The organism is Natronospira elongata, from assembly GCF_034931365.1.
GTDB classification, from domain to species: Bacteria; Pseudomonadota; Gammaproteobacteria; order Natronospirales; family Natronospiraceae; genus Natronospira; species Natronospira elongata.
Genome location: NZ_JAYGII010000012.1, coordinates 1 through 13,341 on the forward strand (window position 1 = coordinate 1; position 13,341 = coordinate 13,341).

General features: G+C 57.7%; 11 protein-coding genes, 1 other RNA gene and 1 pseudogene. 5 read left to right on the forward strand and 8 right to left on the reverse strand.

The annotated features are described in order from the left end of the window. Positions 1–299 (reverse strand): annotated as a pseudogene (locus VCB98_RS06985) (sodium-dependent transporter); the annotation flags it as partial. A 273-nt stretch (positions 300–572) separates the two neighbouring features. Here VCB98_RS06985 and smpB point away from each other — a divergent pair. From smpB to VCB98_RS07000, 3 genes are all read left to right on the forward strand, one after another. Continuing rightward, the gene (gene smpB / locus VCB98_RS06990) at positions 573–1,049 is read left to right on the forward strand and encodes an SsrA-binding protein SmpB (RefSeq protein WP_346051189.1); all 477 of its coding nucleotides are present in this window, start codon (positions 573–575) and stop codon (positions 1,047–1,049) included. A 211-nt stretch (positions 1,050–1,260) separates the two neighbouring features. Continuing rightward, positions 1,261–1,635: a transfer-messenger RNA gene (ssrA, locus tag VCB98_RS06995) on the forward strand. A gap of 357 nt (positions 1,636–1,992) precedes the next feature. Beyond that, entirely contained in the window at positions 1,993–2,193 is a 201-nt protein-coding gene (locus tag VCB98_RS07000) for a helix-turn-helix transcriptional regulator (protein ID WP_346051190.1), read from the forward strand. A gap of 848 nt (positions 2,194–3,041) precedes the next feature. On the opposite strand, the gene VCB98_RS07005 is transcribed toward VCB98_RS07000, so the two are convergent. The 6 genes from VCB98_RS07005 to VCB98_RS07030 all read right to left on the reverse strand — a co-directional run bounded on the left by VCB98_RS07005 (position 3,042) and on the right by VCB98_RS07030 (position 7,429). Further along, positions 3,042–3,635, reverse strand: a complete 594-nt coding sequence (locus VCB98_RS07005; protein ID WP_346051191.1) for a hypothetical protein — start codon at positions 3,633–3,635, stop codon at positions 3,042–3,044. A 73-nt stretch (positions 3,636–3,708) separates the two neighbouring features. Next, positions 3,709–4,266, reverse strand: a complete 558-nt coding sequence (locus tag VCB98_RS07010; protein ID WP_346051192.1) for a hypothetical protein — start codon at positions 4,264–4,266, stop codon at positions 3,709–3,711. 63 nt (positions 4,267–4,329) lie between these two features. Then, on the reverse strand, positions 4,330–4,926 hold the full coding sequence (locus VCB98_RS07015; protein WP_346051193.1) for a hypothetical protein: 597 nt from the start codon (positions 4,924–4,926) through the stop codon (positions 4,330–4,332). Between the two features lie 76 nt (positions 4,927–5,002). Further along, positions 5,003–5,542 (reverse strand): hypothetical protein, encoded by a 540-nt coding sequence (locus VCB98_RS07020; protein WP_346051194.1) that lies wholly within the window; start codon positions 5,540–5,542, stop codon positions 5,003–5,005. A gap of 87 nt (positions 5,543–5,629) precedes the next feature. Beyond that, positions 5,630–6,307: a hypothetical protein gene (locus tag VCB98_RS07025; protein ID WP_346051195.1), complete on the reverse strand. Its 678-nt coding sequence runs from the start codon at positions 6,305–6,307 to the stop codon at positions 5,630–5,632. A gap of 90 nt (positions 6,308–6,397) precedes the next feature. Next, a complete protein-coding gene (locus VCB98_RS07030) occupies positions 6,398–7,429 on the reverse strand; it encodes a ParA family protein (RefSeq protein ID WP_346051196.1) in 1,032 nt (343 codons plus the stop codon). A gap of 657 nt (positions 7,430–8,086) precedes the next feature. Here VCB98_RS07030 and VCB98_RS07035 point away from each other — a divergent pair. Continuing rightward, positions 8,087–10,903, forward strand: coding sequence for a protein kinase domain-containing protein (locus VCB98_RS07035; RefSeq protein WP_346051197.1), 2,817 nt, complete (start codon positions 8,087–8,089; stop codon positions 10,901–10,903). Positions 10,904–10,924: 21 nt separating this feature from the next. Here the strand turns inward: VCB98_RS07035 and VCB98_RS07040 are convergent, their stop codons facing one another. Continuing rightward, entirely contained in the window at positions 10,925–11,749 is an 825-nt protein-coding gene (locus tag VCB98_RS07040; RefSeq protein ID WP_346051198.1) for a class I SAM-dependent methyltransferase, read from the reverse strand. Between the two features lie 129 nt (positions 11,750–11,878). Between VCB98_RS07040 and VCB98_RS07045 the strand changes: the two genes are divergently transcribed. Further along, on the forward strand, positions 11,879–13,333 hold the full coding sequence (locus VCB98_RS07045; protein ID WP_346051199.1) for a M28 family peptidase: 1,455 nt from the start codon (positions 11,879–11,881) through the stop codon (positions 13,331–13,333). The last annotated feature ends 8 nt before the right edge of the window (positions 13,334–13,341 follow it).

The window sequence follows — 13,341 nt, forward strand, 5'->3', positions numbered from 1 at the left end:
CCCATCCAGCCCACCAACTGCCAATACTTGCTGCCGGACTCCTCCTCCGAGAGCAGGCGCATGGTATTGATCGGGCTGCGACGACCACGCCGACCCAGCATGATTTCCGACATCATGATGGGCAGACCAATGGCAAGCACGCAGGCCAGGTAAACCAGTACGAAGGCGCCGCCACCGTTCTCGCCCACGATGTAGGGAAAACGCCAGATATTGCCCAGACCCACAGCGGAGCCTGCGGCGGCGAGGATGAAGGCCAGGCGCGTGGACCAGAGACCGTGGACCGAGGTGCGTTTGGCCATGACAGACTACTCCTGCAATCAGAATCTGGGGACCGGGAGAGGACACAACAGGCGCCAGACCGACCCTCCGGATCAGCCCCACTTCCCTTCCGGTGCGGACAAAAAGATGAATTCTGGTGGAAAACGCCTGCTTTCACAAGCGCACTGACGCAGGCGCCCCATGTCCGTATACTGTAACGGCAGGGCAGAGCCCGCCCGCCTGGGCGGCAACACGCCCGGCACCCGATCCTGATTTGAACCGCAAGAACCACCCTGAACCCGTTCGGAACCGGCATGGCAGCAAAAAAGAAAAACAAGGCAAGCGGCAACACCATCGCCCTCAATCGCAAGGCCCGTCATGAATTCAAGATCGAGGAAAACTACGAAGCCGGCATGGTTCTCGAAGGCTGGGAGGTCAAGAGCCTGCGGGCGGGCCGTGGCAGCCTGCAGGAAGCCTATTGCGTAATCCGCAATGGCGAGGCCTGGCTGCTGGGAGCCAACTTCACCCCGGCCCCGGGAACCTCCACCCACGTGGACCCGGACCCACGCCGAACCCGAAAACTTCTCCTCCACGACCACGAACTGCGCAAACTGGTCGGCCTGACCGAACAGAAGGGCTACACCCTCATCCCCCTGGCCATGTACTGGAAGCGTGGCCGCGCCAAGCTGGAAATCGGCCTGGCCAAGGGCAAGAAGAAACAGGACAAGCGCGCCGACGAGAAAAAGAAAGACTGGGAACGCCAGAAAGCGCGCATCATGAAGAATGGATAAGCTTCGAGCGGCGAGCTGGCCCTGCCTGCCGCAAGGCCTTCTGTTTTCTGCTCCCTAACAGCAATCTTCACGCGCAGAGAACCCCAACGCCCCCCCCCACGGGCACAGCAGCGCCGCTGGCACGACCAGCTCGCCGCTCGTAGCTCATCACCCTGAACTTTCCCCCTGGCCTCCTGTCTCAAAGCAGTGATAGGATAGCCATAACACTCAAGGGGGCGACCTGGATTCGACGCAGGTGGCAAAACCCGAGGTGCATGCCGAGGTTCAGTCCAACCTCGTAAAACAGACTGAACTAAAGATAGTTGCCAACGACGACAACTACGCTCTGGCGGCCTAAAACGCCTGCCAGCTCCTCGCCGGGACTCGCCCATGGGTCCCGGAAAAGCCTTCGGGCTTGAGGAGTCACCCTACATGGGCTCGCGGTGATGGGTGTTCGGCCCTGATCCGTTAAAAAACCTAACCGGACTAGTCGACAGTGTTCCCTGCCTGGCGGGAAGCTGCCGGCGAAACTCAAAGCCAGGCTAAGCATGTAGAGCCAAAGGCGGAGCGCTTGCGGACGGGGGTTCGATCCCCCCCGCCTCCACCATCTCCCCAATACAATCAGTCACTTACAGACTGATTGCAATGTGGGCCCACAACCGGGCCCACATTTTTTTTTTGCGATCGGAACCGGGGTGATCCGCCACCCGGGCAGCGCGCCGGCACTGGCCCGCGCAGACGCCCCAAGGCTGCCGTATCAGCGCTGTTCGCCTCCCACGACGTGGTCGCCCCAAGAACCACAGAATCGCCCGCTACACGGGCTCTACGGAGCTCTCCCGCGCCAATATTCTCCCGAGATCGCCCCGGCACGGCCCGTGAAGTGTCACCCCCCACGCTATACCCCCCGTGAGAACCAATGGAACCGCTCCCCTTTAACCGTTCCGGAAAACAAGGAGTATTCGCAATGAATCGGAACTATGTCATCAATGAGCGCGAACGGCGGGCGATCACGGGGATTTCCCGGTCAACCTGGCACCGGTGGGAAAAGGCAGGCCTGGTCCCGCGCCGGATCCAGCTCGGCCCCAGGCGGGTCGCGTGGTATCTGGCCGACATCAACGACTGGCTCGAAGAACGGGCCCGAGATACCGACCCCCTCACCACCTGAGTGCTCAACGCACCTACCGCTGCGCCTTCCCGGCCCCACGGCCGGGTTTTTGTGGCCGCCAGCGCCTCCCCTACCCGAGCTGGTTTGAATTTTATCCGAAAGTTGCTCCGAACAAGGGCGGCAACAGCACGGCACCTCAGTCCTGCATGCGAGGTGCCGCTAGCGATTACCAACGCCGCACACGCCGGTGCGAACCTGCGAGCACCCGGCGGCCATTCGCCGCGTCATGCTGCGCTTGGCTATGAGGCACTTCCTATTCTTCACGCTCCAGCCCCAGGACCTCAGGGCTGTGATCCAGGACGCTGTGATCATGGAGCCGGTAAAAAGAGGCAAAGGCCTCCTGATCGATGGTGATGGGCAAATCGTCGTGACGAAGCTCGTAATCCGTGAAGGACCCGTCCGCGTGATGAACCCGAAAAAAGAAGTCTCCTTCTATGTCTCTACACAGAACGCCTGATACGCCTGAGGCGGATTCTTCCTCGGCTCGACTGTTTGTGTACCTGTAGGTATCTCTCATCCTTTTAAACCTTTGTACTCATAACGCCAAGCGTGACCGGCCGGCGTGGGAACTACAGCATCCGATTGACCGCCTTTTTAGGCATGAATCTCCCATGCCACCTCACAAGCTAGGTAATCCGACACCATAATCCGGATGATGACCCCCAGAAGATCATCAATCGCAAGAAAGCTGTATCGACCCACCTGAACATCAATCCAGTCGTTGACCAAAACCCTTCGCTATTCTATAGAGCCAGACTCAGACCTCAGGGTTACTTCCATGGAAAACCCGTCCGGCGGAGGCCCGGCCAGGGCCGCAGCGGACTCGAGCGCCTTGTTGTGCGTTCCTGTCAGTCCCATGCTGGGCCCGGCCACGAGATACTCACAACCTTCCAATCCCCTTCAATAGCCTCTGCACGCTCGATACCCTCTGGACTTCTCTGGATTCCGCTTTCTGATTCGCTTTCAACCACTAGGTTATAGTAGATATTCCCATCGCCCATGTAGACATGAAAATGTCTTGGCCCGAACGCCAAACCATCGCCCCTTGCATCAATTATGTCGGAGACTCTGTCCCCGACTCTTATCTCATGCGAGTCTGCAATCTTTGGGCTTCTAACCTCAAGTAGGTGCAGAGGGACTTCGGCGTCGGGCTCTGGCTCAAGTGGACCATCCTCCCAATTTGAATAGGAGCGCACTGAGAACAGCACATCCCCCGAGACGGATTTGACCTCAAAATAGTGAAAATCTGGTGAGTCACCCTGGCCCACATCATAGATGATCGTATGATCGGGGAAATGCTCCTTCAGAATTTCCCTAGAAACCACTGGATCCTCCGAAAACTTCCATGGACCCAATGAATTCTCACCTAGCACATGCTTTGGCGAATCGGCTAAAGCTATGCTGCCACAAAGAGTCATTATTATCGTGAACAGAATTCTCATACCCCCTCCGCACAACGCCAGCCATCAGCCGCGCGAGGCACGAGCGTCGACTGCATGGATTGGTTAAACCGGATCATCGTCTGAGCAACCGATCCAATTCATTGGGGTCACTCAAGAAAACCTTTACAGCATCACCGGCTTGGAGGCCGATGTTACTATTCCCAAGGTCTTTCCTGATAGCGCGCAACATACCATCCATTGCTAGCAGAACATGCTCACCAGACACCGATGCCTTCCTGAACTTAAGCCATGCCTTTATCACTGGAGGCGATGCCCAGATTATGAGACCTTGGTTCAGAGCCCAGAACTGATCTCGAAGCTCATCCGGGAGAGGCTTCCCTTCAATCGCGGCAAGTGCGTCTGGATTTTTGAGAAACTTCTCCAAGATCGAAAAGAACGCATTGTAGACCTGAATTTTTTGTGGCCGGTGACTTTGCTCTATCTCCCTGGTCTTTGAGTGCCACTGACCGTACAGAAGCCCAACGAAACCGATAACCGCGGCAATCGTTGGACCCGCGTATGCCGGATCGAGCCCGCCAACCCACTGAGCAACCTTCAATACACCCCACGCCGCGCCCGCCAAAAATACGATCGCGATCAGGATCGACAGTGCTTCAATAATCTTTTTCATTGCGCATCTCGGTTTAACTCAGAGCGAAGCGGCGGCTGAAAGCCGTCCGCCTTGCGCGATTTGTTAAACGCGGTTCGATTCCCGCACTAAGTGGCGAACCTGGATTGGTGCATCTTCTTCCATCGGAGCGATTACGTGAATGAGCACACGCGATTCAGCCAGCTCCACCAAATGCTCTGATAGCAAGGCCTCAATTCTTTCCAAATATTCAGGCACTTTTTTATGGAAGGCCAATGAACTCCTCCCTTTAGAAAACGGATTCTGAGAATGAAGCATAGCTCCGCATTTATCGTATAACCGTTCAAACTGTTTTCTCGTCAGATACCCACCTTGCACTCTATGCCAGCGTTTCCTATCGAAGCCGTTTATCGGCACTGGGTAGAACTCAGGGTTGATGCTCTCAATCTTGCGCAAGATCCTGGCGGCGTGCCAATCTTTCGCAATATCGTTTCTCACTGAACGGTAGGCCTCTTGGTATGACACCAGCGAGGAGAACGCGATCAACTCAAGCAATTTCCGCAACTGAAGGGCTTCTGCCTCGATCGTAGTCTGGAGATAAGTGCAGTGAGTTTTTTCGGATGTGAAATCACGCAGTGTTTCTACCCGATAGCGGCACTCCCACATCATTGAAGCGTATTTTCTACGAGCTCTGCTTTCCATGCTTTACCGTTTAACGCCGCAGACAGCGCGGAGCGAAGCGACGTCCGGGCGCGTAGGGCCGAGCTGCTTTGCCTTGTTAGCGGGGTATCGGCCAACCATCGTCATTATCGAAACCAGCATAAGATTGTAGGTCCGTGATAAGAGCTTCGACAAGTTTAATGTCCGTCGGTGGGCGCAGGTACAAGTTGCCCGAAGCCTTTTTCTGTTCAGATTTTCGAAGCGGAACTTGATATTTAGAAGCCCACTGAACAAATATACTTAAACGCTCGAGGAGCGGCCTATACTCGTCAGAAATCGGGAACTTCATCCTCTGTGCAATTGCTACTAGGTCATGCTGCCGGCCGTTACCCTGAAAGTGTGAACTTCTCAAGCGCCCTCCTGAGGTATCAGGAGGAAATTTATAAACCAGCGCCCCTTTAAGAGCATTCTCGACCGCGAGGCCCAATAGCAACATAATTCCCTTCATCGAGCCTACTTCCCTGTATGTCTCTGCTTCAGTCTTTGGCAAGCGCATACCATCCATGCTCTGATAGAGAGCTTTGGCTGCCTCGAGCAGCTGCCAAGCTTGCCGGAGCCAATTCTCGGGTGTTGAGACTGCTTCTTCGAACTCAATCAATAGTCGCCTCCAGAGCGCTAACGCCCGTCTCACGCGGCGGCTTGTAGCCGCGAATCGGCGGAAAATCGATCGCCGTGCAGCTGATTGTTAGCGTAGCCCACCGAACTGAACGATACCTGAAAGCCCCATGGAGATTCTTGACTCCAAAATCCTTGCAGCACTTCGAAATCGCTCATCAATCATCGCCTTTTCCCTTTGGACTTCATCTAGGCTAGATACTTCGTGAAGGTAAAACCGGGAAAGTTGGCTATTAAGGCCAGTCATAATGGTCGCAGCGTTCCGGAGCTCTTTAAGAAGCTCGCCGTGCTTCTCTTCAAAGGCTTTTGTTAGCTTTATTCCCCAGAATCCCATCTCTCGATTGGCAACATTTAAGTCATGCATCGCTTCTGAACGGCCTTCCTGCAATCGGTACGACTTTTGGATTAACTCTTTAACGATAGCCTCGTTTTCAATAGGGACCGATCCTGGCTCAGGCACGAGCTGCCTGTAGTTTAACTCGATTGCCCTCTTTACATCTTCCGCAGAAGCGATAGCGCGCAGGTATTTCCGTATGGCTTCAAAAGTATCCTCACGAATTTTGTCCCTGTGCCAGAGAAAATAGGCGACGACAGCGAAAAGCAGACCAAAAACAGCTGCAAGCGTCGAAACCACATCTGTAATAGAGGCCTGCATTGCTACGCCACTAATCGTGACGTGCATAAGAACCAAAACCACGAAGCAGAGCGGAACGGCAAGGGCAATCACTCTCAGGATATAAAAAAGCATAGAAAATACTTCCTTGGTGCTCTCTCTCGCTAACGTATAGCTAAGGTGCTGGGTGGAGCGAAGCGGAACCCAGTCGCCTTGAGCGCCGTGTTATACATTGTCAGTCATTGTATGGATCTCACTTGCCAATTGCTCGAACACTTCCCTAAACTTGTCGCGACTTTCCTTCATGTTCGCCTCAATAACTCCTGCTTGCTCCAACTGCTCATCAGTGAGCGCAAAAACCGGTACGTTGAACTTCTGTGACTGAGCAATCAATGAATTAAAATCCGCCACATTGGCGAGATTATAGGGCTCATGAGTCTTTGAATATTTAGCAAACGAATCCTGACTAATAGCCATCCCAATTGGCTCTAGCGCCGGGATAAGCTTTAATGAAACCGTCTCTTTTATGACGTCGATCCATCGCTGGAATGACTTGGCAGGAGCACCGCTTCTTGGGCGGTATCTCTGGGAAATGAATCCAATAAACTTGGGCGGATCTTGTGGGAGTTGATAATCGACATCAGGATCCCTAAACGGCGCCACCTCAGAATTCCATTTGGGAACAACACTTGAAAGCGAGCGAATTGCTTGCGCACAGAAGAAATCAGGTGCGGTGGGCACTATGAAGTAGTCGCTTGCCATGAGTAGGCACTCATTAAGAGCGCCCACACTGGGACTCATGTCAACGATAATGTACTCGAATCCATGCTCCTGACCAGTTATGCGAAGTAATTCACCGATGCTTCCGGGCAGATTTTTAATAGCCGGGATTGCGGTACTTGTAGTGAGAGCTACGCTTACCTGAGTTTCGATCTCCGAAAGGGCCAAGTTCCCGCAGTATAGAAACAGATTTTCATTAGAGGTGGGCGCCGGATTCCCAGCACTGAGACCAGTCAGTTTGCCCGCCATAACCGGTTCAAGACCAGCTGACAGATCGCAACCGGGATTGTCTGCATAAAAATCCTCGACCTCTTCCACTGAATTGTAATCGAGTACCAAAGCAGTCAAGTTGCATTGTGGGTCTGCATCAACGATAAGGGTCTTATGCCCCTGTTCAGCGAGCACCCATCCGAGATTGAATGCGGTTGTGGTTTTACTTACTCCACCCTTGTGATTGAAAAGAGAGATCAACTTCATGGTACTTCTCCATTTGTATAACAGCTAAATGGACCGCTGGCGGTGTTATTGCAATATCGCGACTTCCGCATAACTCCGCGCCTTCCGCAATTCGGGATTCCAAAATTCTCCTTTCATCAACACCCTAGCGGTTTTTGCCGGGGATTTCCCTGTATTCGTTTGACTTCCGCATTTTGTGAAACCAATGATACTGTATGTATGCACAGCGCCTATCGACACCGTTTGCCGCACCCGGTTGGCGACCGACACCCAACTTGCCACGAGGCATCTCTGTGAGGTCGTCACTCGTGACGGATACGGTGCCTTGATGCGGTTTGGCGGGGGTTGCGGTAGAAGGGCTTGCGGGGGCCGACAGGCCGGCAGGTCGCCTGCCGTTGGCTTGCGGTCGGGTCTGGGGCTGTTTGGGGTCGGTCTAGGCATTCAGGCTCGCCTGTCCGTGGCTTTCAGACAAGCATAGCGGATTTGGATGGATTTCCACGTGGCGACCGGCGTATTCAGGTGGCCGGGCCCGTCTTCTCTGGAAGGTGGGCTTTTTTGTCCACACTGAGCAGGTGAGGTTCGTCTGCCTGTGGGTCTTTGTGCTGCGGCCTTGTATTAGGCGTGGCAATATGACCAAAATCTTGCAATAGCCGTCCATTCAGGGTCTTGGGGAGACGCATGGTCATTGACGATATTCTCGAAGAGCTGCGGAACGAGGAGATTGCTCTCGGCCCCGCAGTGGAAGAGATTAGAAAGCGTGTGGGGGAAATAGAGTCCGATTCGGAACTGCAGGGCCTTTACGACCGGGTGGACCTGTCCCAGCAGAAGGGGCTGCCCTCCTCCCAGGCCCGGACAATTCGCGAGTGTCTCGACCAGCTCCACAGCGCCGGGCCGGGCCTGGCCGAGCTGCAGACGCCGAGCGACAGTAATGGTGCGGGTGACAACAAGCAGGGTGATGACGACTTGCTGGAACTGAGCCTGGAACCGGCCGAAGAGCCGGCCAAGCCCCGCGGTGGCGTGGAGCTTGTCGATGATGATTCCGCGTCAGAGGAGGACGGGGCTGCCGATGAAGGCCCCCAGGAAGACAAGCCGCCCGCTGGTGCCACCGGGGCCATGGATCAGATCACCGGCCGATCCGAGGATAAAGGCGGACTGCCCCCCATTCAGCCCGAGGAGTCTGGCGAAGAAGCCACGGCCTCTGCATCCGAAGACGATGGGCCGGCGGACACGGAGGACGCGGACGCTGATCCCGATCACCAGGTGGTGATGGAAACCCGCGGTTCGCTTCCCTCTAGCCATGAAAGCCGGCCGGATGAGGGCCCGACTGACGACGATGAACCCCGGGGTGTGGGCCGAACCACAACCATGGTGGGGGCGCTGCTGGGTGGGCGCTTCGAGCTGCTGTCCCGGGTCAGCCATGACCCCTATGGCGCGGTTTACCGGGCACGGGACCTGGAGAGCGAGAGCACCGACCCCAATGAACAGATGTGCGGCATCCGTATATTGCCGTCCGCCCTGGCAGGCCGAGAGGACGTGCTGCGCCGCACCGAGGCAATCATCAAGCGCATGCGTCGGCTGCAGCATCAGAGATTGCTCAACCCCAGTGCCTTGCACCGGGATGAGGGCCAAGCCTGGATCGTGACGGAATTGCCCGCCGGCATGACGCTGGCCCGGTTCATCCGGCGTGAATGCGTCAAGGGCCTGCCCGTGGATCGGGCAATGAAAATCATCGGGCAGATCGCCGAAGCGCTGAAGGTGGCTCACCAAGCCGATGTCTGCCATGGCGATCTGAAACCCGCCAGCATACTGATCGACGAAGAAGACCGGATCAAGGTGGGTGACTTTGGCTTGCGGCTGGCATTGTTTGGCAAGGAGCCGCCAGGCTCGCAGGCCGGGTCCACGGAGATCGAACAGATGGACCCCATGGACGCCTACCTCACCCTTGAAGTCATGGAAGGCGCCCCGCCGACGCCGGCCGATGATATCTATGCCCTGGCCTGTATCACGGCAGGCCTGCTCAATGGTGGCCACCCGTTCAATGGTCAATCGGGTCTGCGGCGGCTGGAGAAGGATCTGCCCACCCCGCGAATCAAAGGCCTGACCCGGTATCAACGCAAGGTGCTGGCAAAAGGCTTTGCGGTCTACCGGAGCGACCGCCCGAACTCTGTCGATGAATTCATGCAAGACCTGGCCATCCGGCGGGGCCCGCTGCCCAAGGCGCCTCTGGCGGCGGCCGCAGGGGTGGTGGTGGCAGTGGCTGCTGCCTGGATACCGCTGCAGAACTGGCTGGAGAGCCGTCAGCATGAACAGCAGGCAGCGTCCATCGATCAGGAAGGATGGCCTGCCCTGCGCGGCAGCCTGAGAATGCTGGATGCGGATGAGCGGGAAGCCATTCTCCCCCGGGTGGAGGACTCGGCGGTCAGGCACTATGCCAATGCCGTGGAGCGCGCCATTGATGACAATGACCCCCTGGAAGCGGATCTGCTGTTGACCGAAGGCCTCCGTCACTTCCCGGAAGCCCAGGCATTACGCACCCTTCGCCCCGAGGTGGAAGCGGCGGAAACGGCGTTAGTGAACACGATCACGGCCCGACTGCAGGCGCTTGCCGACCAGGGCGCATTGGGTATCCGCGAGGAAGAGGACGATGTGCCCACTCTGCTGAACCAGTTGCAACGACTGCAGACGGATCACGAAATGGCCGACACGGAATACTGGCACGGTCATTATCGTGATGCCGCGGCAGAGGCCGTCGCCGAGGCCGACCCGGTCAGGGTACGTGAGCTTGTGGAAGCCGGCGAGCGGATATTCGACGATCAGGCGGTGATCTCCGAAGCCTTGCGAGAAGCACTGGTCCAGGCGGAAACCCGGGCAGCCGAGCAGGCCGCCGCGGACCTGCTGCCGGCGGTCGAGCGGGGCCTGCCGGTGACCAGTGTGGAGGAAGCCCTGGCGCTCAAGGACGACTGGCGCGCCCTGCTGGTCCATACGGGTAGCCATCCGCTGATCGTGGAACACAGCGGGATCATTGGCAGCTTGATGGCTCGGGAACTGGACCAATTGATAGAGGAAGAACGCTGGGCGGAAGCCAATGAGTTCATCCGGGACACAGCGGTCATGTGGCCTACCGACCAATTGGCCACCGCGCGCCGGGAACTGACCCGGGCGCAGTTGGCCGCTGATTATCGCCCTGCTTCCTTGAGAGCTGAACGTCAGGGACTGACAGAACGACGCGAGCAGGTCGAGGCCCTGGTGGAAGACCCCCGAATGACGCCGGTTTGGAGCGGCGAGCTACTGCTGGCCTGGCGCGAGATGCTGACCTGGATGCGGCCCGGTCGTGGCTGGCATGAAGAGCTGGAAGAGCAGTTGGAAAGCCTCTATCTCTCCGCCATCGAGGAAGCCATTGCCGAAGGGGATCGGGAGCGGGCGAGAGACCTGGGCCGACGCGGCCATCTGCTGCTGCCCGATTCCCACATGCTGCGCCAGCACGCGGGCGCCTGAGGCCCCGGAGTGGGCGAGCGCCTAGCGCTCGGCCACCACGTAACAGATCCAGCCGGCATCGGCTTCGCCGTGGGCGGCCGGGGTGAATTCGCCATCCCCTTCCCCGGTCTCCTCGTCGGTGCCCTCCCAGTAAACCGTGACCCGGGGGAATCCCGCCTCGCGGAGAATCTCCTGAATCTCCGGCAGCGTCCACATGCGCCAGTGATAGGTGAAGGCCTTTTTCATTTCCGAGCCATCCGGAAAGGCAAAGTGGATATGACAGGTCATGTCCCCGGTGATGGGGTCATAGTGTGCCTGGTCCCAGATGTAATCGAAGCCGTCACATTCCCGTTCTTCTTCCAGTTCACGGAAGGCGTCATAGCCGCCGAAGGCGTCCAGGAACAGCACGCCGTCCTCAACCAGGTTTTCTCGGGCACGCTCGAAATACTTTCTGAGCTGGTCCCGGGATTTGAACAGGTAGTAGCTGAAGTTCATGGCCAGCAAGGCATCCACGGCTTCGGTTTCGGCGGTCAACACGTCCGCCTCGATCAGGCGAATTCGGCTGCGTGCCTCGGCCGGCAGGCGGGCAATGTGGTTGTCCCGGCCCCAGGCCAGCACCTCGGCGTCAATATCCACGCCCACGGCGGTATGTTCCGGGTTGCGCCGAACCCATTCCGCCGAGGAGAAACCGGTTCCGCAGAAATCCTCGCGTAAACTCTTCGCTTCCCGGCCACGGATTTCCTCGAAGGTGGCCTCAACGAAGTCCATTTCCGCCTCGGGCTCCTGTACGGAGGACTCGTAAAGGACATGGCGGTCGGCCTCATCGGCCATTCTGGGTTTGCCTCGACGCTTCTGCTTGCTGGCCATCATCTTCCCCGGTAGTGGCTATTCCTGTGATAATGTCGCCCTTTTGGGCGGGCCGCCGCATTGTACTTGGATTCCCCGGCCGCGTCCGCCCCTTGGCAAATCACCACTATCGGGATTGGAGTGTCTTTCATGTCCAGGCAGTTACTTTCGGCCCTGTTCACCGGCCTGCTGGCCCTCCCGCTGTCCGCCGTCGCATTGGCGGAAGCGGACATCAACGACCAGGCAGATGCCGAAAAAGAGATCGCCGAACTCCCGTCGAATCTGTTGGAGACCGCCCGCAGTCTCAAGCAGCAGGGCCTGGAAGACCAACTGGCCTGGGACCTGACCGAGGAGCTTCTCACCAAGGTGGGCCCGCGATTCGCCGGTACTGACGGCGACCGGGCAGCGGTCAGCTGGGCACTGACACAGTTCCGGGAACTGGGCTTTCAGAATATCCAGGCCGAGGAAGTGGAAGTGCCCCGCTGGGTGCGAGGCGAAATCTCGGCAGAGATCACCGCACCCTACCCGCAGGAGCTGGTGGCGGTTGCCCTGGGCGGCTCCATCGGCACACCCGAAGAAGGAATCGAGGCACCGGTACTGCAGGTCCATGATCTGGAGGAGCTGGAATCCCTCAGCCGTTCCCAGGTCGAGGGGCATATCGTTTTCTTCAGTCAGCGAATGGAACGCCGCCGGGACCCTTCCGGTTATTCGGAAGCGGTCGCCAATCGCTCGGCCGGGCCGGCCCTCGCTTCTGAGAAGGGTGCGGTGGCCACGGTGATTCGCTCCATTGGCAGCTCCGACCAGCGCGTCGCCCATACCGGCGGCACCCGATTCCCCGAGGACGTCAAACGCATCCCGGCGGCGGCCCTGTCCAACCCGGATGCGGACTTGCTGGAACGGCAGATTGAGACCGGGCGCCCGGTTACCCTTCGCTTGCGTCTGACATCACGCAATCTGGAGCCCACGACGTCCGCCAATGTGATTGGCGAGATTCCCGGCTCGGATCCCGATGCCGGGGTGGTGCTGTTGGGGGCTCACCTGGATTCCTGGGACATCACTCCCGGCGCTCATGATGCGGCGGCCTGTGTCGGCATTGTGACCACGGTGGCACACATGATTCGCCAGATGGATGAACAGCCGCGCCGGACCATTCGCGTGGTTTTGTTCGCCAATGAGGAATTCGGCCTGTCAGGCGCCCGCACCTATGCGGAGAACCGGCGCAACCGCATTGATGAACATTATGTGGGGATTGGGGCTGACCTGGGTGCGTTCGAAGTCTGGCGATTCGATACGGTCATCAATGAAGACGCCATGCCCGTGGCCCGCGCCCTGCATCAGTTGATTGAACCGCTGGGTGTGGAAATGGGTAGCAATGAAGGCTATGGCATTCCCGATTTCATTCCCCTGCGTGCCCTCGGCATGCCTGTCCTGGATCCGCTTCAGGATGCCGCACCCTATTTCGACATCCACCACACCATCAACGACACTCTGGACAAGGTGGACCCGGAACAACTTCGCCAGAACGTGGCGGTCTATGCGGCGCTGACCTGGATGGCAGCCAATATGGATGTCGAGCTTCGGCCAACCCCTGACGCTGATGACTGAGGCCTGGT